This is a genomic window from Pseudomonas sp. P4_B3 (assembly GCF_056402295.1).
Window position 1 is genome coordinate 198677 of the sequence record NZ_JBFUHR010000001.1, and the last position, 24968, is coordinate 223644.

The 24968-nt window shown below is 60.8% G+C and carries 24 protein-coding genes; 12 read left to right on the plus strand and 12 right to left on the minus strand.

The annotated features are described in order from the left end of the window. Positions 1 to 39 precede the first annotated feature (39 nt). From AC1DWG_RS00960 to AC1DWG_RS00985, 6 genes are all read left to right on the plus strand, one after another. The gene (locus AC1DWG_RS00960) at positions 40 to 2322 is read left to right on the plus strand and encodes an ABC transporter permease subunit (RefSeq protein ID WP_477763057.1); all 2283 of its coding nucleotides are present in this window, start codon (positions 40 to 42) and stop codon (positions 2320 to 2322) included. 15 nt (positions 2323 to 2337) lie between these two features. Beyond that, positions 2338 to 4008 carry a phosphate ABC transporter permease PstA gene (gene pstA, locus AC1DWG_RS00965; protein ID WP_477763056.1) on the plus strand — a complete coding sequence of 557 codons (1671 nt, stop codon included), beginning with the start codon at positions 2338 to 2340 and terminating at the stop codon, positions 4006 to 4008. Between the two features lie 176 nt (positions 4009 to 4184). Next, positions 4185 to 5018, plus strand: a complete 834-nt coding sequence (pstB, locus tag AC1DWG_RS00970; protein ID WP_477752248.1) for a phosphate ABC transporter ATP-binding protein PstB — start codon at positions 4185 to 4187, stop codon at positions 5016 to 5018. A 111-nt stretch (positions 5019 to 5129) separates the two neighbouring features. Then, complete coding sequence (gene phoU, locus AC1DWG_RS00975; RefSeq protein WP_046038908.1) at positions 5130 to 5891, plus strand: phosphate signaling complex protein PhoU; 762 nt, start codon at positions 5130 to 5132, stop codon at positions 5889 to 5891. A 169-nt stretch (positions 5892 to 6060) separates the two neighbouring features. Continuing rightward, complete coding sequence (locus AC1DWG_RS00980; RefSeq protein WP_477787140.1) at positions 6061 to 6969, plus strand: response regulator; 909 nt, start codon at positions 6061 to 6063, stop codon at positions 6967 to 6969. Positions 6970 to 7058: 89 nt separating this feature from the next. Continuing rightward, positions 7059 to 7955: a peptidoglycan DD-metalloendopeptidase family protein gene (locus AC1DWG_RS00985; RefSeq protein WP_477752250.1), complete on the plus strand. Its 897-nt coding sequence runs from the start codon at positions 7059 to 7061 to the stop codon at positions 7953 to 7955. A 115-nt stretch (positions 7956 to 8070) separates the two neighbouring features. On the opposite strand, the gene AC1DWG_RS00990 is transcribed toward AC1DWG_RS00985, so the two are convergent. The 3 genes from AC1DWG_RS00990 to phoB all read right to left on the minus strand — a co-directional run bounded on the left by AC1DWG_RS00990 (position 8071) and on the right by phoB (position 11586). Further along, positions 8071 to 9411: a hemolysin family protein gene (locus AC1DWG_RS00990; protein WP_477787141.1), complete on the minus strand. Its 1341-nt coding sequence runs from the start codon at positions 9409 to 9411 to the stop codon at positions 8071 to 8073. 123 nt (positions 9412 to 9534) lie between these two features. Then, on the minus strand, positions 9535 to 10821 hold the full coding sequence (gene phoR, locus AC1DWG_RS00995) for a phosphate regulon sensor histidine kinase PhoR (protein ID WP_477763146.1): 1287 nt from the start codon (positions 10819 to 10821) through the stop codon (positions 9535 to 9537). Positions 10822 to 10896: 75 nt separating this feature from the next. Next, positions 10897 to 11586: a phosphate regulon transcriptional regulator PhoB gene (gene phoB, locus AC1DWG_RS01000; protein WP_003229608.1), complete on the minus strand. Its 690-nt coding sequence runs from the start codon at positions 11584 to 11586 to the stop codon at positions 10897 to 10899. Positions 11587 to 11739: 153 nt separating this feature from the next. Here phoB and AC1DWG_RS01005 point away from each other — a divergent pair, with 153 nt between their 5' ends. Beyond that, a complete protein-coding gene (locus tag AC1DWG_RS01005; protein WP_477763053.1) occupies positions 11740 to 12123 on the plus strand; it encodes a COG4315 family predicted lipoprotein in 384 nt (127 codons plus the stop codon). A gap of 78 nt (positions 12124 to 12201) precedes the next feature. Here AC1DWG_RS01005 and ubiA read toward each other — a convergent pair whose 3' ends face one another. Both ubiA and AC1DWG_RS01015 read right to left on the minus strand, forming a co-directional pair. Next, the gene (gene ubiA, locus AC1DWG_RS01010) at positions 12202 to 13092 is read right to left on the minus strand and encodes a 4-hydroxybenzoate octaprenyltransferase (RefSeq protein ID WP_477787142.1); all 891 of its coding nucleotides are present in this window, start codon (positions 13090 to 13092) and stop codon (positions 12202 to 12204) included. Beyond that, entirely contained in the window at positions 13092 to 13655 is a 564-nt protein-coding gene (locus tag AC1DWG_RS01015) for a chorismate--pyruvate lyase family protein (protein ID WP_477763051.1), read from the minus strand. Before AC1DWG_RS01015 ends, ubiA begins: the two co-directional genes overlap by 1 nt. A 200-nt stretch (positions 13656 to 13855) precedes the next feature. On the opposite strand from AC1DWG_RS01015, the gene AC1DWG_RS01020 reads away from it, so the two are divergent. The 3 genes from AC1DWG_RS01020 to AC1DWG_RS01030 all read left to right on the plus strand — a co-directional run bounded on the left by AC1DWG_RS01020 (position 13856) and on the right by AC1DWG_RS01030 (position 15663). Next, positions 13856 to 14026 (plus strand): rubredoxin, encoded by a 171-nt coding sequence (locus AC1DWG_RS01020; RefSeq protein WP_007995385.1) that lies wholly within the window; start codon positions 13856 to 13858, stop codon positions 14024 to 14026. Positions 14027 to 14044: 18 nt separating this feature from the next. Beyond that, entirely contained in the window at positions 14045 to 15193 is a 1149-nt protein-coding gene (locus tag AC1DWG_RS01025; RefSeq protein ID WP_218431562.1) for an NAD(P)/FAD-dependent oxidoreductase, read from the plus strand. Positions 15194 to 15387: 194 nt separating this feature from the next. Next, positions 15388 to 15663 carry an HU family DNA-binding protein gene (locus tag AC1DWG_RS01030; RefSeq protein WP_003195589.1) on the plus strand — a complete coding sequence of 92 codons (276 nt, stop codon included), beginning with the start codon at positions 15388 to 15390 and terminating at the stop codon, positions 15661 to 15663. An 89-nt stretch (positions 15664 to 15752) separates the two neighbouring features. On the opposite strand, the gene AC1DWG_RS01035 is transcribed toward AC1DWG_RS01030, so the two are convergent. After that, entirely contained in the window at positions 15753 to 16145 is a 393-nt protein-coding gene (locus AC1DWG_RS01035; RefSeq protein ID WP_477763050.1) for a DUF6124 family protein, read from the minus strand. A gap of 387 nt (positions 16146 to 16532) precedes the next feature. Here AC1DWG_RS01035 and AC1DWG_RS01040 point away from each other — a divergent pair, with 387 nt between their 5' ends. Continuing rightward, the gene (locus AC1DWG_RS01040; RefSeq protein WP_477763049.1) at positions 16533 to 16916 is read left to right on the plus strand and encodes a helicase; all 384 of its coding nucleotides are present in this window, start codon (positions 16533 to 16535) and stop codon (positions 16914 to 16916) included. Between the two features lie 97 nt (positions 16917 to 17013). Here the strand turns inward: AC1DWG_RS01040 and AC1DWG_RS01045 are convergent, their stop codons facing one another. The 6 genes from AC1DWG_RS01045 to exbB form a co-directional block, all read right to left on the minus strand. Beyond that, positions 17014 to 18414 (minus strand): aminoacyl-tRNA deacylase and HDOD domain-containing protein, encoded by a 1401-nt coding sequence (locus AC1DWG_RS01045; RefSeq protein ID WP_477787143.1) that lies wholly within the window; start codon positions 18412 to 18414, stop codon positions 17014 to 17016. Positions 18415 to 18492: 78 nt separating this feature from the next. Next, positions 18493 to 20568 (minus strand): ATP-dependent DNA helicase RecG, encoded by a 2076-nt coding sequence (gene recG / locus AC1DWG_RS01050; protein ID WP_223460471.1) that lies wholly within the window; start codon positions 20566 to 20568, stop codon positions 18493 to 18495. A 9-nt stretch (positions 20569 to 20577) separates the two neighbouring features. After that, complete coding sequence (locus tag AC1DWG_RS01055; protein ID WP_477763048.1) at positions 20578 to 21507, minus strand: LysR substrate-binding domain-containing protein; 930 nt, start codon at positions 21505 to 21507, stop codon at positions 20578 to 20580. A gap of 186 nt (positions 21508 to 21693) precedes the next feature. Further along, positions 21694 to 22443, minus strand: coding sequence for an energy transducer TonB family protein (locus AC1DWG_RS01060; protein WP_477763047.1), 750 nt, complete (start codon positions 22441 to 22443; stop codon positions 21694 to 21696). Next, positions 22440 to 22868 carry a TonB system transport protein ExbD gene (exbD, locus tag AC1DWG_RS01065; RefSeq protein ID WP_007975187.1) on the minus strand — a complete coding sequence of 143 codons (429 nt, stop codon included), beginning with the start codon at positions 22866 to 22868 and terminating at the stop codon, positions 22440 to 22442. The genes AC1DWG_RS01060 and exbD overlap by 4 nt, the downstream gene beginning before the upstream one ends. A gap of 6 nt (positions 22869 to 22874) precedes the next feature. Continuing rightward, a complete protein-coding gene (exbB, locus tag AC1DWG_RS01070; RefSeq protein WP_477787144.1) occupies positions 22875 to 23846 on the minus strand; it encodes a tonB-system energizer ExbB in 972 nt (323 codons plus the stop codon). Positions 23847 to 24034: 188 nt separating this feature from the next. On the opposite strand from exbB, the gene AC1DWG_RS01075 reads away from it, so the two are divergent. Continuing rightward, a complete protein-coding gene (locus AC1DWG_RS01075) occupies positions 24035 to 24892 on the plus strand; it encodes an SDR family oxidoreductase (RefSeq protein WP_477763045.1) in 858 nt (285 codons plus the stop codon). The last annotated feature ends 76 nt before the right edge of the window (positions 24893 to 24968 follow it).

Here is a 24968-nt window from a genome sequence, read left to right on the forward strand (position 1 = left end):
TGTCATCTTTCTGTCATACAGGATCGCTAGGGTGTGCGCATGAATGATCTGGCCAATTCCAACATGACTACTAATCCCCCCAAGCGAATTGACTTCAATACGCCTGAGCTACAACGCAAGCGCCGCATTCGCGCGCTCAAAGACCGCCTGACCCGCTGGTACGTCCTCGTAGGCGGCCTCGCTGTACTGGGCGCGATCACCTTGATCTTCTTCTTCCTTGCCTACGTCGTCGCGCCCCTGTTCCAGGGTGCCAGCCTGACGTCCAAGGACGCCATTACGCCAGCCTGGATGCAAGACGCCGGCAAGCCGCTGATGATCTCCCTGGAAGAGCAGAACCAGGTTGCGATGCGGGTTTCCGACAAGGGCCAGGCATTGTTCTTCGACATCGACAGTGGCGCTGAACTCAAGCGCGTCGATTTGTCGATCCCGGCCGGCACCACCGTGACCTCCATCGGTGAAGACCAGCCAGGTCACCCGCTGGTGGCGGTGGGTCTGTCCAACGGTCAGGCACTGGTGTTCCGTCACACTTATAAAGTCAGTTACCCGGAAGGCAAGAAAACCATCACCCCGGCCGTCGAGTACCCGTATGGCGAAACGCCGATCGCGGTCAACGAAGCCGGCGGTGCGCTGGAGCATGTCAGCCTCAATGCCAACGATTCGACCCTGATGCTGGTCGGCGCCACCGGTTCGCAACTCAATGTTCTGTCGCTGACCAGCGAAGAGAACATGATGACCGGCGAAGTCACCAACGAGCAGAAACGCATCGACCTGCCGCAGATGAACGAGCCGGTGAAGAACATCTTCGTCGACCCGCGTCAGCAGTGGCTGTATGTGATCAACGGGCGTGCCCAGGCCGACGTGTTCAGCCTGCGCGACAAGAGCCTCAACGGTCGCTACAAACTGCTTGAAGACGGTGAAGCGCAAGTCACCGCCAGCACCCAGCTGGTGGGCGGCATCTCGCTGATCATCGGTGACTCAAAAGGTGGTCTGGCCCAGTGGTTCATGGCCCGTGATCCGGATGGCGAGCAACGCCTGAAGCAGATCCGCACTTTCCAGATGGGCACCACGCCTATCGTTGAAATCACCGCCGAAGAGCGCCGCAAGGGCTTCGTTGCCCTCGACGCTTCCGGCAAGCTTGGCGTGTTCCACAGCACTGCCCACCGCACCTTGCTGGTGGAGCCAGTCGCAGAAGGCCAAGGCGTTTTCGGTCTGTCGCCGCGCGCCAACCGCGTGATCGTGGAAGCCGGCGGCAAGTTGCACCCGCTGCTGCTCGACAACCCGCACCCGGAAGTATCGTGGAGCGCGCTGTGGAGCAAGGTCTGGTACGAGAACTACGACGAGCCTAAATACGTTTGGCAATCGACTGCCGCCAACACCGACTTCGAACCCAAGCTGAGCCTGTCGCCGCTGACCTTCGGAACCCTGAAAGCCGCGTTCTACGCCATGCTGCTGGCCGCTCCACTGGCCGTTGCTGCTGCGATCTACACCGCGTACTTCATGGCCCCGAGCTTGCGCCGCAAGGTCAAGCCGGTGATCGAACTGATGGAAGCGATGCCGACGGTGATCCTCGGCTTCTTCGCCGGTCTGTTCCTTGCGCCGTATGTGGAAGGGCACTTGCCGGGCATCTTCAGCCTGCTGATGTTGCTGCCGATCGGTATTCTGGTGGCCGGTTTCGTCTTCAGTCGCCTGCCTGAGTCGATCCGCCTGAAAGTGCCGGACGGCTGGGAAAGCGCGATCCTGATTCCTGTGATTCTGTTTGTAGGCTGGCTGTCGCTGTACATGAGCCCGTTCATGGAGAACTGGTTCTTCGGCGGCGACATGCGCATGTGGATCTCCCACGACCTGGGCATCACCTACGACCAGCGCAACGCCCTGGTGGTCGGTCTGGCGATGGGCTTCGCGGTCATCCCGAACATCTACTCCATCGCCGAAGACGCCGTGTTCAGCGTGCCTCGCGGCTTGACCCTGGGCTCCCTGGCCCTCGGTGCCACGCCGTGGCAGACCATGACCCGCGTGGTGATCCTCACCGCGAGCCCGGGCATCTTCTCGGCACTGATGATCGGTATGGGCCGTGCGGTCGGTGAAACCATGATCGTGTTGATGGCCACCGGTAACACCCCGGTCATGGAAATGAACCTGTTCGAAGGCCTGCGCACCTTGGCCGCCAACGTTGCAGTGGAAATGCCCGAGTCGGAAGTCGGCGGCAGCCACTACCGCGTGCTGTTCCTCTCGGCGCTGGTGCTGCTGTTGTTCACCTTCGTCATGAACACCCTCGCAGAACTGATCCGTCAGCGTCTGCGCAAGAAATACTCGTCGCTTTAAGAAAGGTAGAAGTCTGTGAAACAGAACTCCCTGAATGGATGGTTCAAGAGCGGCGCCCCCGGCGTCTGGATCAGCGGTGGCGCGGTGTCCATCGCGGTCATCATGACCATTGGCCTGCTGGCAGTGATTGCCGTGCGCGGCCTGGGTCACTTCTGGCCGGCGGATCTGATCCACGCCAGCTACGACGTACCGGGCCAGGGCCAACACCTGGTCATCGGCGAAGTGGTACAGAAGGAAGAAGTACCCCGTGCCCGTCTGAAGAGCGCCGGCCTGCCGGTGCCTGACGAAGGCCCTGAGTTCATGACCCGCGAGCTGATCAAGGTCGGCAACCGTGACCTGAACGGCAACGACTTCACCTGGATCGTCGGCGAGTGGCTGACCAACCAGACCACGCCGCCGGAGCTGATGGCGATCGAGCGTCGTGAGTGGGGCAACTTCTACGGTTACCTGGTCAACGTCAAACAGGATGGCAAAGTCATCGCTGAAGGCGAAGCCGCATGGCCTGAGTTGCAGGCCCGTGTCGACCGTGTCAACAAGCTGGCCGCGCAGCTCAAGAGCCTGGAAAAAACCGACATCGGCGCGATCAACGCCGGCCTCGAGCGTATCCGCTTGCACGGTCGCAAGCTTGAGCTGGAAGGCAAACTCGACGCCACCGCACAAGCGGACATGGAATCCGAGCGCGCCGAACTCAACGCTCGCTATCAGGATGTTGAAGCGCGCCTGAGCGATCTGCATGCGCAGTTCAACCGTGACAGCCTGACCGCCCGCGATGCGAACGGTAAGGAAATCGAAATCGGCATCGGCAAAGTGGTTCATGCCTACCAGCCGAACGCCATGAGCACCACCACCAAGATCGGTTTCTACTTCAGCAAGGTCTGGGAGTTCCTGAGCGACGACCCGCGTGAAGCGAACACCGAAGGCGGGATCTTCCCGGCGATCTTCGGCACCGTGATGATGACCCTGATCATGGCGATGATCGTGACCCCGTTCGGCGTGCTGGCGGCGGTGTACCTGCGTGAATACGCCAAGCAGAACGCGCTGACCCGGGTGATCCGCATCGCGGTGAACAACCTGGCAGGTGTTCCGGCCATCGTTTACGGCGTGTTCGGCCTAGGCTTCTTCGTCTATGTGCTGGGTGGCTCGCTCGACCGTCTGTTCTTCCCGGAAGCCTTGCCGGCACCAACCTTCGGCACACCGGGTCTGCTCTGGGCCTCGTTGACCCTGGCGCTGCTGGCGGTGCCGGTGGTGATCGTGGCCACCGAAGAAGGCCTGGCGCGGATTCCTCGCACCGTGCGTGAAGGCTCGTTGGCCCTCGGCGCGACCAAGGCGGAAACCTTGTGGAAGATCGTGCTGCCGATGGCCAGCCCGGCGATGATGACCGGCATGATCCTCGCCGTGGCCCGCGCCGCGGGTGAAGTGGCGCCGCTGATGCTGGTAGGTGTGGTGAAACTGGCGCCGTCGCTGCCGGTGGACGGTAACTACCCGTACCTGCACCTGGACCAGAAGATCATGCACTTGGGCTTCCACATCTATGACGTCGGCTTCCAGAGCCCGAACGTCGAAGCCGCACGACCGCTGGTGTACGCCACGGCGCTGCTGCTGGTGCTGGTGATCGCCACGTTGAACCTGTCGGCGGTGTACATCCGTAACCACCTGCGCGAGAAGTACAAGGCGCTGGACAGCTGATAACCCTGTAGGAGCGAGCCTGCTCGCGAAGAAGGTACATCCGACACATTTTCTGTGTCTGAACGACCATCGCGAGCAGTCGAGCGTCGACCGGCTGCTCCTACAGAAAGAATTGTGTAACCGCAGGCCTTGGCCAGTGGCAACCGAACCGAATTTGTTAGCACAGGGAGCCTCCCATGCAGCACGAAGCACATACCCACGGCATCAACATGTCGGCGCTGGGTCGCGACAAGCAGAGCCTGAACCTCGAGCAGGAAACCGTAGCCATCGAAGTGCCGGGCCTGAGCCTGTTCTACGGCGACAAACAAGCGCTGTACGACGTCAGCATGAACATCCCGAAACAGCGCGTGACCGCCTTCATCGGCCCGTCCGGCTGTGGCAAGTCCACGCTGCTGCGTACCTTCAACCGCATGAACGACCTGGTTGACGGCTGCCGTGTCGATGGCGCGATCAACCTGTACGGCAGCAACATCTACCGCAAGGGCGAAGACGTGGCCGAGCTGCGTCGTCGCGTCGGCATGGTGTTCCAGAAGCCCAACCCGTTCCCGAAAACCATCTACGAAAACGTGGTTTACGGCCTGCGCATCCAGGGCATCAACAAGAAGCGCGTCCTCGACGAAGCCGTTGAGTGGGCGTTGAAAGGCGCGGCACTGTGGGACGAGGTCAAGGACCGTCTGCACGAATCGGCACTGGGCCTGTCCGGTGGTCAGCAGCAACGTCTGGTGATCGCCCGCACCATCGCCGTGGAGCCGGAAGTGCTGCTGCTCGACGAACCGTGCTCGGCACTCGACCCGATCTCCACGCTGAAAGTCGAAGAGCTGATCTACGAACTGAAATCCAAGTTCACCATCGTGATCGTGACCCACAACATGCAACAGGCGGCGCGGGTGTCCGACTACACAGCGTTCATGTACATGGGCAAGCTGGTCGAGTTTGGCGACACCGATACGCTGTTCACCAATCCGGCGAAGAAGCAGACCGAAGACTACATCACCGGTCGCTACGGCTAGCAGTAGCCACAAGCCGCACGCTTCAAGCGGCAAGTAAGAGCGGTTCGGGTACGACACACATCAGCTTGCAGCTTGTAGCTTGCAGCTCACAGCTTTTGCGGAGCAGACAACATGATTTCTAAGGAAGGCCTTACACACCACATCTCCCAGCAGTTCAACGCCGAACTGGAGGAAGTGCGCAGCCACCTCCTGGCCATGGGCGGGCTGGTCGAGAAACAGGTCAACGACGCGGTAACCGCGCTGATCGAGGCCGACTCCGGCCTGGCCCAGCAGGTGCGCGAGATCGACGACCAGATCAACCAGATGGAGCGCAACATCGACGAGGAATGCCTGCGCATTCTGGCTCGTCGTCAGCCGGCGGCTTCCGACCTGCGCCTGATCATCAGCATTTCCAAGTCGGTGATCGATCTGGAGCGCATCGGTGACGAAGCGACCAAGATCGCCCGTCGCGCCATCCAGCTGTGCGAAGAAGGCGAAGCGCCGCGTGGTTATGTGGAAGTGCGCCACATCGGTGACCAGGTACGCAACATGGTCCGCGATGCACTGGACGCCTTTGCCCGTTTCGACGCCGAGCTGGCCTTGTCGGTGGCGCAGTACGACAAGATCATCGACCGCGAATACAAGACTGCCCTGCGTGAGCTGGCCACCTACATGATGGAAGATCCGCGTTCCATTTCGCGGGTTCTGAGCATTATCTGGGTGCTGCGTTCGCTGGAGCGTATCGGCGACCACGCGCGCAATATCTCGGAGCTGGTGATCTACCTGGTACGCGGCACCGACGTGCGGCACCTGGGGCTCAAGCGCATGAAGGAAGAAGTTGAAGGAACCAGTGGCGAAAGCGCTAATGTTCCGGGCAAAACTGACGATAAGTAAGGTTGCCCAAGTAAAGCGCCCGGCCTTTTGGCCGGGCGTTTTTGTTTGCGGCGTACGAATTCGAAAAGCAGCACCCCGCGAACGAAAAGTCCGGCGTGACTGAAGGTTTTTTGGCAATGTGCCATCAGCAAGGCGGTATGCTGGCCGGGATTTTTTAAAGGGGTTTTGGATGAGTAAGGTCAGTGTGTTGGTCGTGGACGATGCGTCGTTCATTCGTGACCTGGTGAAGAAGTGCCTGCGCAATTATTTCCCGGGCATGCGGATCGAAGATGCGATCAACGGCAGAAAGGCCCAGGCCATGCTGGCCAAGGAAGCCTTCGACCTGGTCCTGTGCGACTGGGAAATGCCGGAAATGTCCGGCCTGGAACTGCTGACCTGGTGCCGCGAGCAAGACAATCTCAAAGCCATGCCCTTCGTGATGGTGACCAGCCGTGGCGACAAGGAGAACGTCGTCCAGGCGATCCAGGCCGGGGTATCCGGCTACGTCAGCAAGCCGTTCACCAACGAGCAACTGCTCACCAAGGTCAAGCAGGCGTTGCACAAGGTCGGCAAGCTCGACGCCTTGATCAACGTAGCCGCGACCAAAACGAGTCCGGCATTCGGTAACGACTCCCTCGCCGCCTTGACCGGTGGCAAGGCGCCCGTCGCCACGCCAACGGCCGCACCCGCACCCGCACCGTCCAAAGGCTTGCTCAACAGCCCGCCGGTCAAGGCACCTGCGGCCTCTTCGGCACCCACCAGCGGCCGTAGTCAGGGCCAGTTGCGCTTGCCGAATGGCATCGCGCAATGCGTGATCAAGGCCTTGAGCCTCAAGGAAGCCCTGTTGGTGGTCAAGCGTACCGAGACCCTGCCGCAGATCCTCGACAGCGCCGTGCTGGACCTGGAGCAGGGCGACAATGCCGAAATCGCCCGCCTCAACGGCTATCTGCACGCCGTCGTGGCCCACGAACCGAAGCCCGACAGCGACTGGCTGCAACTGACCTTCCGCTTTGTCGATCAGGATGCGCAGAAGCTCGATTACATCTCGCGCCTGATTGCGCGGGGTACGGCGCAGAAGCACTTCATTCCCGGCGCGTGATCTTGTCTCTTTGAAACAACTGTCGACAACTCGGGTCCATTGCAGCTGCTAGGCTCAATCCCAGGCCTCACTCGACAGAATCCTTGCTCATGTTCACGCGCCTGCTGTTTTTATGTGGCCTGTTCATGGTCGCCACCTCGGCCATGGCCATGACCATCTACAAGTCCAAAGACGCTTATGGCGTGGTTTCCTACAGCGACCGCCCCAGCAAAGGCGCCCACGTGTTCGTTTTTCGCGATGGCATGGTCGAGCACCTTGAGCGTCAGGTGCGCCTCATCATCATGAAGAAAAATGGCGTGCACAGCGTGTACGTGCGTAATGACCTGTATGCGCCGGTAGAGGTCGAATTGAGTTTTGCCGGGGTGAAGAATGCCAGCGGTGCGCCGGGGCGGACGATTCGGCGCGTGATACCGCTGCGCAGCAGCGTTCGCCTGGCGCAGCTCACGGAAACTAAAGGTGGGAGGCCCCTCGCGTACGTCCCGAAGTTCAAATACTCCCTGGGCGACCCCTCAGGGCCCACGGTGGGCTATCGGTACCCGTTGCCCTGGCGTGGCGGGCCGTTCCGGATCAGTCAGGGCGCCAATGGCCCCTATAGCCACTTCGGCCCCAAGAGTCGTTACGCCATAGACATCGCGATGCCGGAGGGTACGCCGATCATCGCCGCGCGGGGCGGCGTGGTGGTGAAAACCGAAAATCGCCAGAGCGGGCGCGGCACCGATGCATCCGGCAATTTCGTGCGGGTGTTGCACGATGACGGGACCATGGGCGTTTACCTGCACCTGAAGAAAGGCTCGGTCTGCGTTCGGGAAGGTCAGCGGGTACAGGTGGGCAGCGCCTTGGCGCTGTCGGGCAACACCGGCAACAGCACCGGGCCGCATTTGCACTTCGTGGTGCAGCGCAATACCGGGCTGGGGCTGGTATCGATTCCATACCAGTTCAACCAGCCGGTGGGTGCGTTGCCCAACTTTGCGTTGGGCAAGCAGTGAAGCCTTGAAACAAAAGATCGCAGCCTTCGGCAGCTCCTACAGGGTCATGTGTACACCCTGTAGGAGCTGCCGAAGGCTGCGATCTTTTGGGATCAATGCGGTTTAACGAATCGCATCAATCCAGCATCAACACCTTGGCCAGAACGATCTTCGGCCCTTTCATCTTCTTGATGATGATCCGCAGGCCTTCGACTTCCAGCACTTCTTCCTCTTCCGGAACGCGCTTGAGGCTCTCATAGACCAGTCCGGCAAGGGTTTCGGCTTCGACGTGGTCGAGGTCGATGCCCAGCAGTCGTTCAACCTTGAACAGCGGCGTATCGCCCCGCACCAGCAGTTTGCCCGGCTGATACGCGAGGATCCCGCGTTCGGCCTTGCGGTGTTCGTCCTGGATGTCGCCCACCAGCACTTCCAGCACGTCTTCCATGGTCAGGTAGCCGATGATGTTGCCGTCGGCCTCTTCGACCACAGCGAAGTGCGAGCCGCCCTTGCGGAACTGCTCCAGCAGCTGCGAAAGCGGCATGTGCCGCGATACACGCTCCAGCGGGCGGGTCAGTTCGGCCAGGTTGAACGACTCGGGAATGTGGTCCAGCGCCGCCAGTTCCAGCAGCAGATCCTTGATGTGCAGCAGGCCGACGAACTCCTGGCGCTCGCTGTCGTACACCGGGTAGCGGCTGAATTTGTGGCGACGGAACAACGCCAGGATTTCCTTGAGCGGTGCATTGAACTCCAGGGTGACCAGGTCTTCCCGGGAGTTGGCCCAGTCGACCACTTCCAGTTCGCCCATCTCCACCGCCGAGGCCAATACACGCATGCCTTGGTCGCTCGGGTCCTGGCCACGGCTGGAGTGCAGGATCAGTTTCAGTTCTTCACGGCTGTAATGGTGCTCGTGGTGCGGGCCGGGTTCACCTTGCCCGGCGATGCGCAGGATCTGGTTGGCGCTGGCGTTGAGCAGGTAGATGGCCGGGTACATGGCCCAGTAGAACAAGTACAGCGGCACCGCCGTCCACAGCGACAGCAACTCGGGTTTGCGGATCGCCCAGGATTTCGGCGCCAGCTCACCGACCACGATGTGCAGGTACGAAATGATGAAGAACGCCGTGAAGAACGAAACCGCCTTGACCACTTCAGCGGAATCTACGCCCACGGCACTCAATACAGGTGCCAGAAGGTGCGCGAACGCCGGCTCACCGACCCAGCCCAGGCCCAGGGAGGCGAGGGTGATACCCAATTGGCAGGCCGACAGATAAGCATCGAGCTGACTGTGCACGGTGCGCAGGATGTGCCCGCGCCAGCCGTTTTTGTCAGCGATGGCCTCGACTCGGGTCGAGCGCAATTTGACCATGGCAAATTCCGCCGCAACGAAAAATCCGTTGAGCAAAACCAGGATCAGAGCAAAAAGAATCATGCCGAAGTCGGCGAAAATTGTAGCGAGGGTCAAGCCAGGGGAAGGGTCCATGATGGAGTTTTGCGGGTTCCGTGTATTCGAAAGGGAAGTAAAAGTCGCGCCTGAAAGGCAGGCGCAAGTCAGCCAATGTAGCGGCTGACTTGGCGGTTGCCTAGTGGCGCGTGCTGGCCGGTATCAATCGGCGGTGCTGATAACCCGTGATTTGGTGACCTGAGCCGGGGCAAAGTGGCAAGTAAAGGTGCTGCCGTGGCCCGGTACACTGCTGATTTCCATCCGTGCCCGATGACGTAACAAAACGTGTTTGACGATTGCCAGCCCCAGGCCCGTGCCGCCGGTGTTGGAGTTGCGGCTGGAGTCGACGCGATAGAAGCGTTCGGTCAGGCGCGGCAGGTGTTTGGCATCGATGCCGATCCCGGAGTCCTGCACACTCAGGTGCGCTCCCTGGTCATCGCCCCACCAGCGAATTCGGATATTGCCTTCGGCCGGGGTGTATTTCACCGCGTTGAACACCAGGTTGGAAAACGCACTGCGCAACTCAGCCTCGCTGCCCTTGAGCAGAATCGTCGGGTCGGCTTCCAGGATGATTTTCTGGTTTTTCTGGCCGGACAACTGCTGCGCATCGCTCTTGATCGATTGCAGCAAGCCGTCGATCGGCACCGGCTGGTTGTCCGACGGATAATCGGTGGCTTCCAGCTTGGCCAGCAACAACAGGTCGTTGAGCAAGGTCTGCATGCGTCCGCCTTGTTGCTGCATCTGCTGCAAGGCACGGCTCCAGCGCGGGTTCACTTCGTCGACGTTATCGAGCAAGGTTTCCAGGTAGCCGCAGATCACCGTCAACGGTGTGCGCAGTTCATGGGAAACGTTGGCGATGAAGTCTTTGCGCATTTGCTCCAGCTGATGGATACGCGTCACATCGCGCACCAGCATCAAGTGCTCATTGTTACCGTAACGGGTGATGTACAGCTGAATGCGCACGCGGTCGTTGGTCGGCGAAGGAATTTCCAGCGGCTCGGCGTAGCTGTCTTGCTCGAAGTATTCCTTGAAGCGCGGATGGCGCACCAGGTTGGTCACCGGCTGGCCGCTATCCTGCGGGGTCTTGAGGCCCAGCAGGGTTTCGGCGGCGCGGTTCCACCATTCCAGGTTGCCGTCGGTGTCGAGCATGATCACTGCATCTTTCAGCGCGGCGGTGGATTCCTGAACCCGGTCGATCACCGCTTGCAGGCGTCCGCGTACCCGTTGGTCGCGGCGTTGCAGGTGGTAGATGCTGTCGAACACCTCGCCCCACAGGCCGTAGCCGTCAGGTGGCGCTTCATCGGGTTTGTGCAGGCGCAGCCACTCGTGCAGACGCAGCAATTGCTTGAGGGTCCAGGCCAGGTAAAGACCCAGGCCTGCGGCGAGGCTCCAGCCGTAATAGCCGGTGACCAGGCCGATCACCAGGCAGGCGGTGACCAGCAGCAGCATGTGGCGAATCAGGGTGCCATGCCAGTTTTGGTTCACGAAAAAAATACGTCCTTGAAAGTGGAACCGCTGCGATCATCAGGCCTTGGTCGAGAACCGGTAGCCAGTGCCGCGCACGGTTTGTACCAGATTTTCGTAAGCATCGCCCAAGGCTTTGCGCAGGCGTCGAATGTGCACGTCAACCGTACGCTCCTCGACGTAGACGTTGCCGCCCCAGACCTGATCCAGCAACTGGCCACGCGTGTAGGCGCGCTCCTGGTGAGTCATGAAGAATTGCAGCAGGCGGTATTCGGTCGGGCCCATCTCGGCAGGACGGCCGTCGATGGTCACGCGGTGGCTGATCGGGTCCAGCAGCAGGCCGCCGACTTCGATTGGCGCCTCGCCATCGGTTGGGCCAGCACGGCGCAGCACGGCCTTCAGGCGCGCGACCAGCTCACGGGGGGAAAACGGCTTGGTGATGTAGTCATCGGCGCCGACTTCCAGGCCCTGGATCTTGTTGTCCTCTTCACCCTTGGCAGTGAGCATGATGATCGGGATGTCCCCGGTCAGTTCATCGCGCTTGAGGCGACGGGCCAGTTCGATACCGGACGTGCCGGGCAGCATCCAGTCGAGCAGGATCAGGTCCGGTTTGCGGTCGACGATAATGGCGTGGGCCTGCTGGGAGTTTTCAGCCTCCAGGCAGTCATAGCCGGCCATTTCCAATGCCACGGCGATCATTTCGCGAATAGGCGCTTCGTCGTCGACGATCAGAATGCTCCTGCCAACCATGCCCTTAATCCTCTTGTCATTTAACTGTCTTGCGCCGCATTAGATAACGGAATTATTGCAGTCGTGTGACAGTATTTTAGTCGACCGGCGAGTGGCTGGATCCTGAGCTAAGCTCTAAGTCCGAATCCTGACAACCACAAAAGGAAGGTTTCCATGAACTACATTGCTCAATCCTGGAAGGCTTTGCTGGTCACTGCTGCGTTAACGCTGCCGACACTAGCCTTTGCCGCTGAACCGGCGATGATGAAAGACGGCATGATGGTCGATCACAAAGGCATGACGGTCTACACGTACGACAAGGACGCGGGAGGCAAGTCGATGTGCAACGGCGAGTGCGCTGAGTACTGGCCGCCAATGATGGCGCCGGCAGGTGCCAAGGCTGAAGGTAAATGGTCAGTCGTCAAGCGTGACGATGGCATGATGCAATGGGCCTATGGCGGCAAGCCGCTGTACTACTACAAGGACGACAAGAAAGCCGGAGAAATGAAGGGCGACAAGAAGAAAGACGTCTGGCACGTCGTTCACGAGCATATGTAACGGTTGTAGCCTGCCACACCAGATCGCTGCCTTCGTTGCTCTGCAGGAGCTGCTGAAGGCGGCGATCTTTTTGATGCTTCAACGCAGCGCGTAATCCAGCACAATCCCGACGAAAATCGCCAAACCCGCCCAGTGATTGTGCAAAAACGCCTTGAAACAGCGCATCCGGTCCCTGTCGCGGGTGTACCAGAATTCCCATGCAAAACAGCCCGTCGCTGCCAGCAAGCCGAGATGGAACCAGCCACCGAGCTCGAACTTCGACCCGGCCAGCAACAAGCAACCCAGCGCCAACCCTTGCAACGTCAGGATGATCACCCGGTCTGCATCGCCAAACAGAATTGCCGTGGATTTCACCCCGATCTTCAGGTCGTCATCGCGGTCAGTCATCGCGTAATACGTGTCGTAACCCACGGTCCACATCAGGTTGGCGATCCACAGCAGCCACGCGACAGCCGGCAGTTCACCGGTTTCTGCGGTGAATGCCATCGGCATCCCCCACGAAAACGCGGCGCCCAGCACCACTTGCGGGTAATAGGTGTAGCGCTTCATGAAGGGATAACTGAACGCCAGCGCCAAACCACCCAATGACAGCCAGACTGTTGCGGCATTGGTGCACAGCACCAGCAGGAAACTCACGCCCATCAGCAATGCGAAGAACACCAGCGCCTCTTTGGAGCTGATCTTGCCGCTCACCAGCGGCCGCTGTTCGGTACGCTTCACATGGCCATCGACCTTGCGGTCCGCCCAGTCGTTGATCACGCAGCCGCCGGCGCGGGTCAGCACCACGCCGAGGACGAAAATCAAAATGTTGGCCAGGGACGGCGAACCCTTGCCGGCAATCCACAGCGCCCACAGCGTCGGCCACAGCAGCAGGTAAATGCCGATCGGCTTGTCCATGCGCGTCAGCTGAATGAAATCCCAGGCCCGAGGGTTCAAGCGGTTCAAGGACTTGAGCAGGCTTTGGTACATCAACGATTCTCCGATTGGGCGCAGGCGACGTCCCAGAGGGAAGGCAGGAAAATTTCGGCCACCAGCACGCTCAGCGCGCCACGGTCAAAACGCGAACGGCGGCTCCACAGCTCAGGCGATTGCACCTCGGCGGGCAGCCACGCTTGCGGATAATGGCAAACCTCGATGGCCCGGCGCTGGAACGCCTGATCGCAAAACAGCAATTCGCCCAGCGAGCGGCTACCCAGTTCGTCCATGTGCAAGCCGTCGCCTTGCAATGCACTGCGTGACGCCACGCTGCGGGCAAACACCCACGCCTGGCCGTGACCGCGCAAATACACCTCACGCACCCAACCCTCACTGCCTTCGGCCAGATCCAGCGCTGCGCATTCGTCGGCACGCAGGGGTTGCCAGCCTTCGAACATCGGCGAGACGCTGAAGGCATCATTCGACAGATGAATCAGACGTCTGGTCAGCGAGCCTTCGTCGAACAGCCAGTCGAGGGTGGAGGCATCGGGGAGGGGCGCCAGTTCGCTGCGCGAGAGCCAGAGAGGAGCTGGAGAGGGGGATTCTGTGTGATGCACAATGAGTCATTATTGGCAGCAAATGAGGCGGCGAGCTTAACATGTCAGCCGCCGATATCGATTGAAATGGCCTGCCGTTGCGCCGAACAGGCTTGCATCCAGCGGCCCCGATCAGTACAAAACGCGCTGAGTTGGACGGCAGTGCTACAACCATCGACCGTCCGGCCGGCAAAACGCCTGAACCCTGAGGAAGTATCTGAATGAAAAAGTGGCAATGTATCGTCTGCGGCCTGATCTACAACGAAGCCGACGGTTGGCCGGATGACGGCATTGCGCCGGGCACTCGTTGGGAAGACGTGCCGGCAGACTGGCTGTGCCCGGACTGCGGTGTGGGCAAAATGGATTTTGAAATGATCGAAATCGCTGCCTGAATAATTGAGGAGTAAGGAATGAACGCACCTGTCGTCATCATTGGCACCGGCCTGGCTGGCTACAACGTGGCCCGCGAGTTTCGCAAACTCGATAGCGAAACCCCGCTGCTGCTGATTACCGCCGATGACGGACGCTCCTACTCCAAGCCGATGCTCTCCACCGGCTTCGGCAAAAACAAGGATGCCGATGGCCTGAGCATGGCCGAACCCGGCGCCATGGCCGAGCAGCTCAAGGCCGAAATACGCACCCACACGCGCATCAGCGGCATCGACCCGGGCCACAAACGCCTGTGGATCGGTGAAGAAGCGGTGATCTACCGCGACTTGATCCTGGCCTGGGGCGCCGAAACCGTGCGCGTGCCCATCGAAGGCGACGCGGCGGATTGCGTCTTCCCTATCAACGACCTGGAAGACTACGCACGCTTCCGTGCGGCGGCAGCCGGCAAGCGCCGCGTGCTGCTGCTCGGTGCCGGCCTGATCGGCTGCGAGTTCGCCAACGACCTGACCCTGGGCGGCTACGAAGTGCAACTGGTTGCGCCGTGCGAGCAAGTCATGCCGACCCTGTTGCACCCGGCGGCCGCCGCTGCGGTGCAGGCAGGCCTCGAAAGCCTCGGCGCGCGCTTCCACCTCGGGCCGGTGCTCAACCGCCTGCAACGCGTGGCGGATGGCCTGGAAGCGCACCTGTCCGATGGCCAGGTGATCCCGTGCGACGTGGTGGTCTCGGCCATCGGCCTGCGCCCACGGGTCGACCTCGCGGCTGCGGCCGGTCTGCAGGTCAGCCGCGGCGTCATGGTCGACCGGCACCTGAAGACCTCCCACGCCAACATCTACGCCCTGGGCGACTGCGCCGAGGTCGACGGGTTGAACCTGCTATACGTGATGCCCCTGATGAGCTGTGCGCGAGCGTTGGCGCAAACCCTCGCCGGCAATCCGACCGCCGTCACCTATGGCCCGATGCCGATCACCGTCAAAACCCCGGTCTGCCCGTTGGTGGTATCCCCGCCGCCACGGGGCGCAGAGGGCATCTGGACAGTCGAAGGGCAGGGCGCCGACATCAAGGTGTTATGCCGCGATGCCGCGGGCAAGCTGCTCGGTTACGCCCTCACCGGTGCCGCCGTGATGGAAAAACTGGCCCTGAACAAAGAGCTTCCGGCTCTGTTGGCGTAAATACCGGTCGTTCTGTCGGAATCACCCCCCTTTTGCCCTAACAATGGCCGCGCCGATACTGGCGCGGGGCCTCACTGCGTGCCATCCTCACTCCCGTCTGCCGCAGAGTAGAGCACCTGCGGCGCTTTTGGCGCTGCTCCGCAGAGAGCAGCACGGACATAACAACAACAAACCGTCAAAGGGGCTTCACTCACATGCGTAAACCAGACCTCGCTGCAGCCATTGCTGAAAAAGCAGACCTCACCAAAGAACAAGCCAACCGCGTTCTCAACGCCGTTCTTGAAGAAATCACCGGTGCTCTGCACCGCAAAGACAGCGTGACGCTGGTGGGCTTCGGTACCTTCCTGCAACGCCATCGCGGTGCCCGTACCGGCAAAAACCCGCAAACCGGCGAACCCGTCAAAATCAAGGCCAGCAACACCGTTGCGTTCAAGCCAGGCAAATCGTTGAAAGACAGCGTTAATCCGTAAGCCGTTTTCACCTCTCGCGTAGCGGGGGAGTGGAATAAAAAATGGGCACGCCAACCAGGGTTGGGTGCCCATTTTTTGTGGGTGGCGAATCAGCCGAGCCCGCTTTGTTGCTTGGCGAGAATCGCCGCCATTTGCGGCTCATCCAGATGATCCAGCGCCCGCTCTACCAGCAAATGCGTCCCTTCAGCCATGCGACTGATCGCCAGGGTTACTGAGCGGCGCGAGCCGTCTACATCATCGGCCAGGTCAGCGGCGATGGCGCTGATGGACAGCAGATCTTCCGAGGTGTTGGCCAGGAGTGCTTCGGTATTGATGTCCGGGCAGACACTGAAGAGTTGGCCGCTGCGTTTCGTTGGTGTTTGTTTTGGTGGGGCGAGATAGTGATCCTGGGCGCGTTCGGCGGCTTCGTGGAGTTTTTTGGAATCGAGGGATTCGTAGGGGGATGTGGCTTCGTTTTCGGATGCGTCGGGTATCGGAGTCATTGGTGTAAATCCTTGGTTAAGAAGTTTGCTCCCGATTTCGGACTTGCACATCCGGTCGCCGTTTTTGGTGGTGACGATCAGAGGTTATCGATGAATTCAAAATTCGCCTAGTTCATGTATAGCGCAGCATTTTGAAGGAGGTTTCCGATAGGTTTGTAGGGTGGGGGGATCAAAAGATCGCAGCCTTCGGCAGCTCCTACAGAATGTGTTTCTTCAGGTACAGAAGTGGCGTGTGGAGTGGCCGGAGTGATGTGTTGATAATTGTGACTTGGTAGTCATCGTGCAGGTAATGGTGATGATCTTCTCCTAATGCAGCTGGATACTGGTGTTATCAGCTGAAGCCGTTAAACTGCTCCGGCCGTTCATTTTTCTCTTGAGGCTGTGCACATGAAATTTCGTTTTCTGCTGTGGATGCTGGGTTTGTTGATGGGTAAGGCCAGCCGGACCAGTCCGGCGTTTCAGCAGCAGCTGGGTGACAAGGACCTGGTGTTTCAGCTGCAGACCCTGGACGGGAAAGTGGCGCGGCATTTCCGCGTGAAGGACCAGCGCATCACCAGCCAATCGGGTGTGCATGCCGAGCCTGCGTTTGCGATTGCCTTTAAAGACGCCGCGTACGGCTTTGCCACGATGCAGGCGAAGAACAAGCAACTGGCGTTCATGACGGGGATTCAGGACAAGTCGATTCAGATCAAGGGCAACCCGGCGCTGGTGATCTGGTTCCAGGGGCTGACCAAGTATTTGAAGCCGAAGAAGGCCAAGCCCAAGGCTTGAGGTCTTTCAGGTAGACCGAGTGATATTCATCGCGAGCAGGCTCGCTCCCACAGGGCTCACCTAAATCCTGTGGGAGCGAGCCTGCTCGCGATGCTTTTCAGCCTTGGGTGAACTGCGAAGCCAGTTCGCGCAGCAGCATTTCGGCCTCGAGGACTTTGCTGACCACGTCGTTGGCTTTTTCGCGGCTCAGGCCAAGGCGTTCGAGCAGGGCGTCGGGGATGTCTTCGTCGGGGCCTGAGCCGATGCCTCGGCTGCGCAGCAGGCGCACCGACAGGCAGACCAGGTTCGGGTACTCAGCGAAGTCGCCGTCGTAGTGTGGATCGTGCTGGAAGCGCAGGGCGGTGGCCAGTTCTTCGGGCATGTCCCAGTAGCGCATCAGCCACGAACCGATCTGTTCACGGCTGATGCCCAGCAGGTGTTGTTCCACAAAGCTGTGGCACAGGTGCGGGTTAACCTCCAGGTGGCGGCAGATCAGCGAGAAGTGCGGCGGGAACACGTGGGCCAGCAGCAGGTAGCCGAAGTTGTGCAGCAGGCCGGCCAGGTAGGTCAGGCCGGCTTCCGGGCGCTGGGCGCGCGGCATGGCGCGGGTCAGGCCTTCGATGACGGCGGCGGTGTAGATCGATTGCTGCCAGTACGGCGTGGAGTGTTGCGGGTGGTCCTTGGGCAGGCTCAGGGTTTTACCCAGGGCCAGGCCCAGCGCCAGATTGATCACCAGGTCGAAGCCCAGTACGCGCACGATGGCGTCTTCCACTGAACGGATCTTGCCCGGTGAGGCGTAGTACGGTGACGCGGCCCAGCTCACGACTTGTGCAGCCAGCGCCGGGTCGGTTTCGACCACGCCGGTGATGTCGTCGATGGTGGCATTGGGGTCGACGCGCAGCTTGATGATTTTTTGCGCGGTTTCGGCCAGCGGTGGAATCTCGATGGTCGCTTCCAGGCGCTGCTGGATACGCCGAGCAGTGAACGCCTGGACGGCCTGGGTGATTTCCTCGCGGTCGTCATCGGGGCGGTCGAGGTTGGGACGGATGCTGGTCAGGTTTTCGCCGAAGTTGGCGGCGCTGGCCTTGGTCAGCATGGTCTTGAAGTCTTCGCTGGAGATTTCCAGCAGCACGCCCGGCTCACCGGAATTGACCAGCAGCTTTGGTTCGCGCAGCAGGCTTTCTTCGTACAGGCATGGCGAACTGGTGAGCGCCGGCAGGCCGGGCAACAGACTCAGGTTGTGCTTGCCGAGCATTTTTTCCAGGCGTTCGACGGGTACGGCAGTGAGGCGGCGACCGGTGAGTTCGGTCAGGCGATTGAGGTCGAGCAACTGGCTCTGCGGGAACAACACCATCAACGCGCCGACGCTGTCATCCAGCAGAACGGCCTGCACTTTGCGCGCGGCATTGAGGCCGTGATGTTCCAGCACTTCTTCGTAGGCAATGGCCAACTTGCCCAGCATCAGCCGAATAACCGACGGAGCGTGCGGGGTGGCGGGTGCGAGGGCAACTTCGGTCATGGACAGTATCCGTTTCAAAACAATTGCAGGAGTATAACCAGCTTGCTCAAACCCATGGCCCGGAAACTGCGACGGTGCTTACACTTGGCCGTATTGCTGCCCGTGACGCAGCCAGCGGTCGAGTAGCGGGCTGACGTGGGTCGGCCAGCGTTCGAGCAATGCCTGGGCGGCATCCCGTACGGCGGGCAACAAATCGGCATCGCGCATCAGGTCGGCGACCTTGAATTGCAGCAAACCTGTTTGCCGGGTGCCGAGCATTTCGCCGGGGCCACGCAGTTCCAGATCCTTTTCGGCGATGACGAAACCATCGTTGGTTTCGCGCATGATGCCCAGGCGCTGACGGCCGATTTGCGACAGCGGCGGATGGTAGAGCAGCACGCAATGGCTGACGGCGCTGCCCCGGCCGACGCGGCCGCGCAACTGGTGCAGTTGCGCCAGACCCAGGCGCTCGGGGTTCTCGATGATCATCAGGCTGGCGTTGGGTACGTCCACGCCCACTTCGATCACCGTGGTCGCGACCAGCAGTTGCAGGTTGCCGGCCTTGAACTCGGCCATCACCGCGGCTTTTTCTGCAGGCTTCATGCGGCCGTGGATCAGCCCGACCTTCAATTCGCCGAGGGCTGCGGTGAGGTCCTCATAGGTGGTTTCGGCGGCCTGGCAGGTCAACTCTTCCGACTCTTCGATCAGTGTGCAAACCCAATAGGCCTGACGCCCCTCGGCGCAGGCGCTACGCACCCTCTCGATGACTTCGACCCGCCGGGTGTCGGTGATCAGCACGGTGTTGACCGGGGTTCGGCCCGGTGGCAGTTCGTCGAGGATCGAGGTGTCGAGATCTGCGTAGGCGCTCATCGCCAACGTGCGCGGAATCGGCGTGGCGGTCATGATCAATTGATGCGGGCACATGCGCCCGCCGACGCCTTTCTGCCGCAAGGCCAGACGCTGCTGCACGCCGAAGCGGTGCTGCTCGTCGATGATCACCAACGCGAGGTTCTTGAATTGCACTTCGTCCTGGAACAGCGCGTGAGTACCAACCACCATCGGTGTGCCGCTGGCGATTTGCTCCAGCGCAGCCACGCGGTTCTTGCCTTTGAGCTTGCCGGCCAGCCACGCGACTTCGATGCCCAGTGGTTCGAGCCAGCGCTTGAACGTGATGAAGTGCTGCTCGGCGAGAATCTCGGTGGGCGCCATCAGGGCGACCTGATAACCGGCCTCCAACGCTTGCAGTGCAGCGAGGGCAGCAACTACGGTTTTGCCGGCACCAACGTCGCCCTGGATCAGCCGCAGCATCGGTTCGTGCTGGCTGAGGTCATAAGCGATTTCGTTGCCGACCCGTTGCTGGGCGCCGGTCGGGTTGAAGCCGAGGTTGGCCAGGTATTTGGCCGGCAGTTGGGTGGCTTTGGGCATCGCTGGTGCACGCAGGGAGCGCATGCTTTCGCGCAGACGCTGTTGCGACAATTGATGGGTCAGCAGTTCTTCGAAGGCCAGACGGTGCTGCGCCCAGTGGTGACCGAGGGCCAGCTCATCGACATCGGCATCGGCGGGCGGGTTGTGCAGGTAGCGGATCGCATCGGCCAACGGCGCCAATTGGTAGTCGCGGGCCAGTTCGTTCGGCAGCCAGTCGGGCAGGCTGCTGGGGCCGAGCAGGGTAAGGGTCTGCATGCACAACTGGCGCAAGCGCTGTTGGGTCAGGCCTTCGGTGAGCGGGTAGACCGGGGTCAAGGTTTCATCCACCGGCGGCGGTTCGTCACCAGTGATGGCGCGGTATTCCGGGTGGTAGATCTCCAGCCCCGAAGCACCGGGCCGCGCTTCGCCGTAACAGCGAATCCGCGTGCCGCGTTTGAGGCCTTCTTTTTGCGCGTTGCTGAAATGGTAGAAACGCAGGCTTAAGCCCCCGGTGCCGTCCTGCAGTCGAACCACCAGGCTGCGCCGACGGCCCATGACCACGTCGGCGCCGCTGACGGTGCCTTCGATGACCGCGTCCTGTCCGGGTCGCAATGCGCCAATCGGGACGACACGGGTGCGGTCCTGATAGCGCAGGGGCAGGTGGAACAGCACGTCCTGGAGGTTTTCCAGGCCGACCTTGGCCAGTTTCTCGGCCATGGCTTCGCCGACACCCTTGAGTGCCGTCACCGACACTTGCGACAACTCGCTCATGACCGGTGCTTAGCCCGCAGCGACTTGTGCCGCTGGCTTGGCCACCGAGCACAGGCGAATGGAGTCGGCGAGGATTTCAATCGCCTTCGGACGCGGGAAGCTGGCGCGCCAGGCAATGGCCACGGTGCGGAAGGGTACGGGTGCCGAGAGCGGGCGCACTTCGATCACGCCGGGGGCGTAGTGATGGCTGTCGACTGCCGATAACGGCAGGATCGAAATACCCAGGCCGGATGCGACCATGTGGCGAATGGTTTCCAGGGAGCTGGATTCCACCGTGGTGTGCTTGGCGCCGTCGTTGCCTTTGGTCAGGGTCGGGCAGGCTTCCAGTACCTGATCGCGGAAGCAGTGACCTTCGCCGAGCAGCAGCAGGCTCTTGTCGTTGAGCAGGCTGGCGTCGATGGAATCTTTTTGCGTCCACGGGTGCTGTGCTGGCATGAGCACGTAGAACGGCTCGTCGTAGAGTTGCAGGGTCAGCACGTCGGCTTCATTGAACGGCAGGGCGATGATGATCGCGTCGAGCTCGCCGTTGCGCAGTTTGTCGCGCAGCACGTGGGTGAAGTTTTCTTCGATGTACAACGGCATCTGCGGGGCGACCCGGTGCAGTTGCGGAATCAGATGCGGAAACAGGTACGGCCCGACGGTGTAGATCGCGCCGACTTTCAGAGGGGCGGTCAGTTGGTTCTTGCCGGCCTGGGCCAGTTCGCGGATGCCCTGGGCTTGTTCCAGCACTTTCTGCGCCTGGGCGACGATGCCTTCGCCGACCGGGGTCAGGCGCACGGCGCTTTTGCTGCGCTCGAAAATCAGCACACCGAGTTCGTCTTCAAGCTTTTTCACGCCCACCGAAAGGGTCGGCTGGCTGACGTGGCAACGCTCGGCCGCGTGGCCGAAGTGCTGCTCTTGGGCGAGGGTAACGATGTAGCGTAATTCTGTAAGAGTCATAGCAAGCGTCCATGAAGTTGCGGGCCAAGCATACCGGCTGCAATCGATAGACGCACGTTATCAGACTGTACGTGTCGAGTGACACCGGGCAATGCGAAAGGCAAAAAAGATCGCAGCCTTCGGCAGCTCCTACAGGGATTACATCAACCTGTGTAGGAGCTGCCGAAGGCTGCGATCTTTTGATTGTTAACGCCGGCGTTTTTCCAGCGAGTAAACAAAGGGGGCAACAATTTCGATGGAGCCATTGGTCAGCATGTCGGACGGTGGTTTGGGCAGCGGTTGAGCGCGGCGGATCATTTCCAGGGTGGCCCGGTCCAGATCGGCAGTGCCCGAGGCGCCGACCAGCTCAAACGACAACACATTGCCTTCGGCATCCACGACGAAACGCAGACGGTTCATGCCTTCCTTGCCCCGCGCCTGGGCACTTGCAGGGTACTTCTTGTACTTCTGCAGGTGCGCCAGCAAGGTGCCTTGCCAGCTGGCCTTGGCCGCCAGTTGAGCTGACGAAGGGCCGGGCGCAGGCTGGGCGGATTTCTCCGTTGGCGTTTGAGTCTGTTGCGTTTCGGCCGGTTTCTCTTCGGCCGGCTTTTCTTTCGGCGGTTCGGGTTTCTTCTCTACCGGCTTGGGCGGCTGCGGCTTCGGCTTGGGTTTGACCGGCTTGGGCACGGCAATTTCAGCTTTCGGCGCTTCGGCGAGCTTGGGTATCGGCAGTTCTTCAACCGGAGCCGGTGGCTGCGGCGGGGTGACGACCTTCGGCGGAGCAGGCGGTGGCGGGGCAGGAACCGGTGCCAGTTCGACCATCATTGCCTGAGGGGGCAATTCGATGGGCGGACGGCCGGACCAGTTCAGCGCCAGCGCGATGGCCAGCGCGTGAACACCCAGCACTACTGCCAGGCTACCGCTGTAACGCGTCAGCTTATGGCGCGTCGTGATCATTTCTTGGCTGCCGTCTCGAGACCGACCAGACCCACCTTCAGGTAACCGGCGGAGCGCAGGTTGTCCATCACGCTCATCAGGTCGCCGTAATCCACGCCTTTGTCGGCCTGGAAGAAGATCGTCGTGTCTTTCTTGCCCTGGGTCCTGGCGTCGAGCGTGGCGCCGAGTGCTTCGGCTTTCACCTCGTCTTCGCCGAGGAACAGGCGCTGGTCAGCCTTGACGCTGAGGAACACCGGTTTCTCTGGCCGCGGCGCCGGCTTGGCGGTCGAGGCGGGCAGGTCGACCTTGATGTCCACGGTGGCCAGCGGGGCCGCCACCATGAAGATGATCAACAGCACCAGCATCACGTCGATGAACGGCGTGACGTTGATTTCGTGGTTTTCGGACAGATCGTCGTCTGCCCCTTCTTTCAAATGCAGGCCCATGGCCGATTACCCCACTTTCACCATGTGCGGTTGCGAGCTGCGCTCAGGCTGGTGGTCGAGGTCGCGGCTGACCAGCAGCAGGACCTGTGCCGACGCGTCGGACACCTGAGCCTTGTAACCGGCAATGGAGCGGGCAAAGACGTTGTAGATCACGACCGCAGGGATCGCTGCAACCAGGCCCAGCGCGGTAGCCAACAGGGCTTCGGCGATGCCGGGAGCGACGACGGCGAGGTTGGTGGTCTGGGTCTTGGCAATGCCGATGAAGCTGTTCATGATGCCCCAAACGGTGCCGAACAGGCCGACAAACGGGGCAGTGGAACCGATGGTGGCGAGTACGCCGGTGCCGCTGCTCATGTTACGACCGCAGGCCGCGACCAGGCGCTCAAGACGGAAGCTCACGCGTTCCTTGATGCCTTCCTTCTCGCGGCTGTTGACCGACAGGCGCATCTCTTCGAGGGCGTCGTGCACCAGCAGGTTGGCCAGGGTGCCTTCCTTCGCCGCAGTGGCGCTGGCTTCCTTGAGGGAGGCGGATTTTTTCAGTTGGGCGATTTCACCGCGCAGACGACGCTTGGCGCCCATCAGCTCAAGACCCTTGGCGATCCAGATGGTCCAGGTGATGATCGAGGCGATGGCCAGGCCGATCATCACGATTTTTACGATGATGTCGGCGTTCTTGTACATGCCCCACGGCGACAGGTCATGGGCCATGCCCAGGGTGTTGTCGGCTTCGAGGACTTCAGGGGCGTCTTCACCCAGCGTTTCTGCCAGTGCGGCCTGGGCCGGATCGGTCGCGCCCGGAGCAGCGACCGGTGTGGCGTGATCGGCCGGAGCAGGTGCGGTGGCGGCTGGTGTGGCTGGCGCCTGGGCATCGGCGAAAGCGGCGACTGGCGCGAGCATCAGGCTGAGGAGCAGGGCGGCCACCGCGCTCCAGGCGCGAGGTCGTTTGGTTGGCGAAGCGGAGAATTGATTACGTGTCATGCTGGCCGGACCTGAGAGAAAAAACGGGTGATGTTCTTCCAGGCCTCGAAAGGCCGAGAACAAAAGTGGGGCGCATTATTGCAATTAATTCTTGTTAACAGAAGTAATAGCGTCTCTTTTTTTCCTGCATTGCTAGCCGCCTATCTATTGCCGGCGCTAGTCTGTGGCTTTCCGATGGGAGTTTTCTGATGTCTGCGCCTACTGTTTTGATCGCCGGCTGCGGTGATGTCGGCAGCCGCCTGGCCACACAATTGCTGGCGACGGGGTGGGAGGTCCATGGTCTGCGACGCGACGTTTCACGCCTGCCCAACGGCGTTATCGGTGTTGCTGGTGACCTGTTCAACAAAGATTGCCCGGCCACTTGGCCAATTGGCGCCGTGGATTACCTGGTGTATTGCGCGGCGGCCACCGATCACGATGAAGCCGGTTACCGTGCTGCCTATGTCCAGGGCCTGGAGCATGTGCTGGAGTGGCTGAACGACTACGGGCAGGTGCCCAATCGCCTGTTGTTTGTTTCCAGTAGCAGTGTTTACGGGCAACAGGAGGGCGAGTGGGTCGACGAAACTTCGCCAGCCGTGGCGGCAGGTTATTCCGGACGTGTGATGCTCGAAGCCGAGCAACTTGCCCTTAAAAGCGGCATTGCGGCCAGTATCGTGCGCTTGACCGGCATTTACGGCCCTGGCCGTGAATGGCTGCTGACGCAGGTGCGCCGGGGTTATCGCGTAGCGGTCGAACCACCGTTGTATGCCAACCGGATTCATGCGGACGATGCCGCGGGGTTGATAGCGTGCCTGCTTGAGGCGGATCGACGTGGTGTGGCGCTGGATGATATCTACATCGGCGTCGATGACGCACCGGCAGCGCTGGCCGATGTGGTGGGCTGGTTGCGTGAGTATCTGGGTGTGACTGAATGGGCCGATGACGACAGCGTGCGTCGCACTGGCAGCAAACGCTGCAGTAATGCGCGGGCTAAAGCCTTGGGCTGGACGCCGAAGTACCCGAGTTTTCGCGAGGGGTATGCGGCGATCATTGAAGGGCGCTGCTGACCTTCAGGCACCCTGAAACAACTGTGGGAGCGAGCCTGCTCGCGATGAGGCAATAACATTCAACATCATCGTTGAC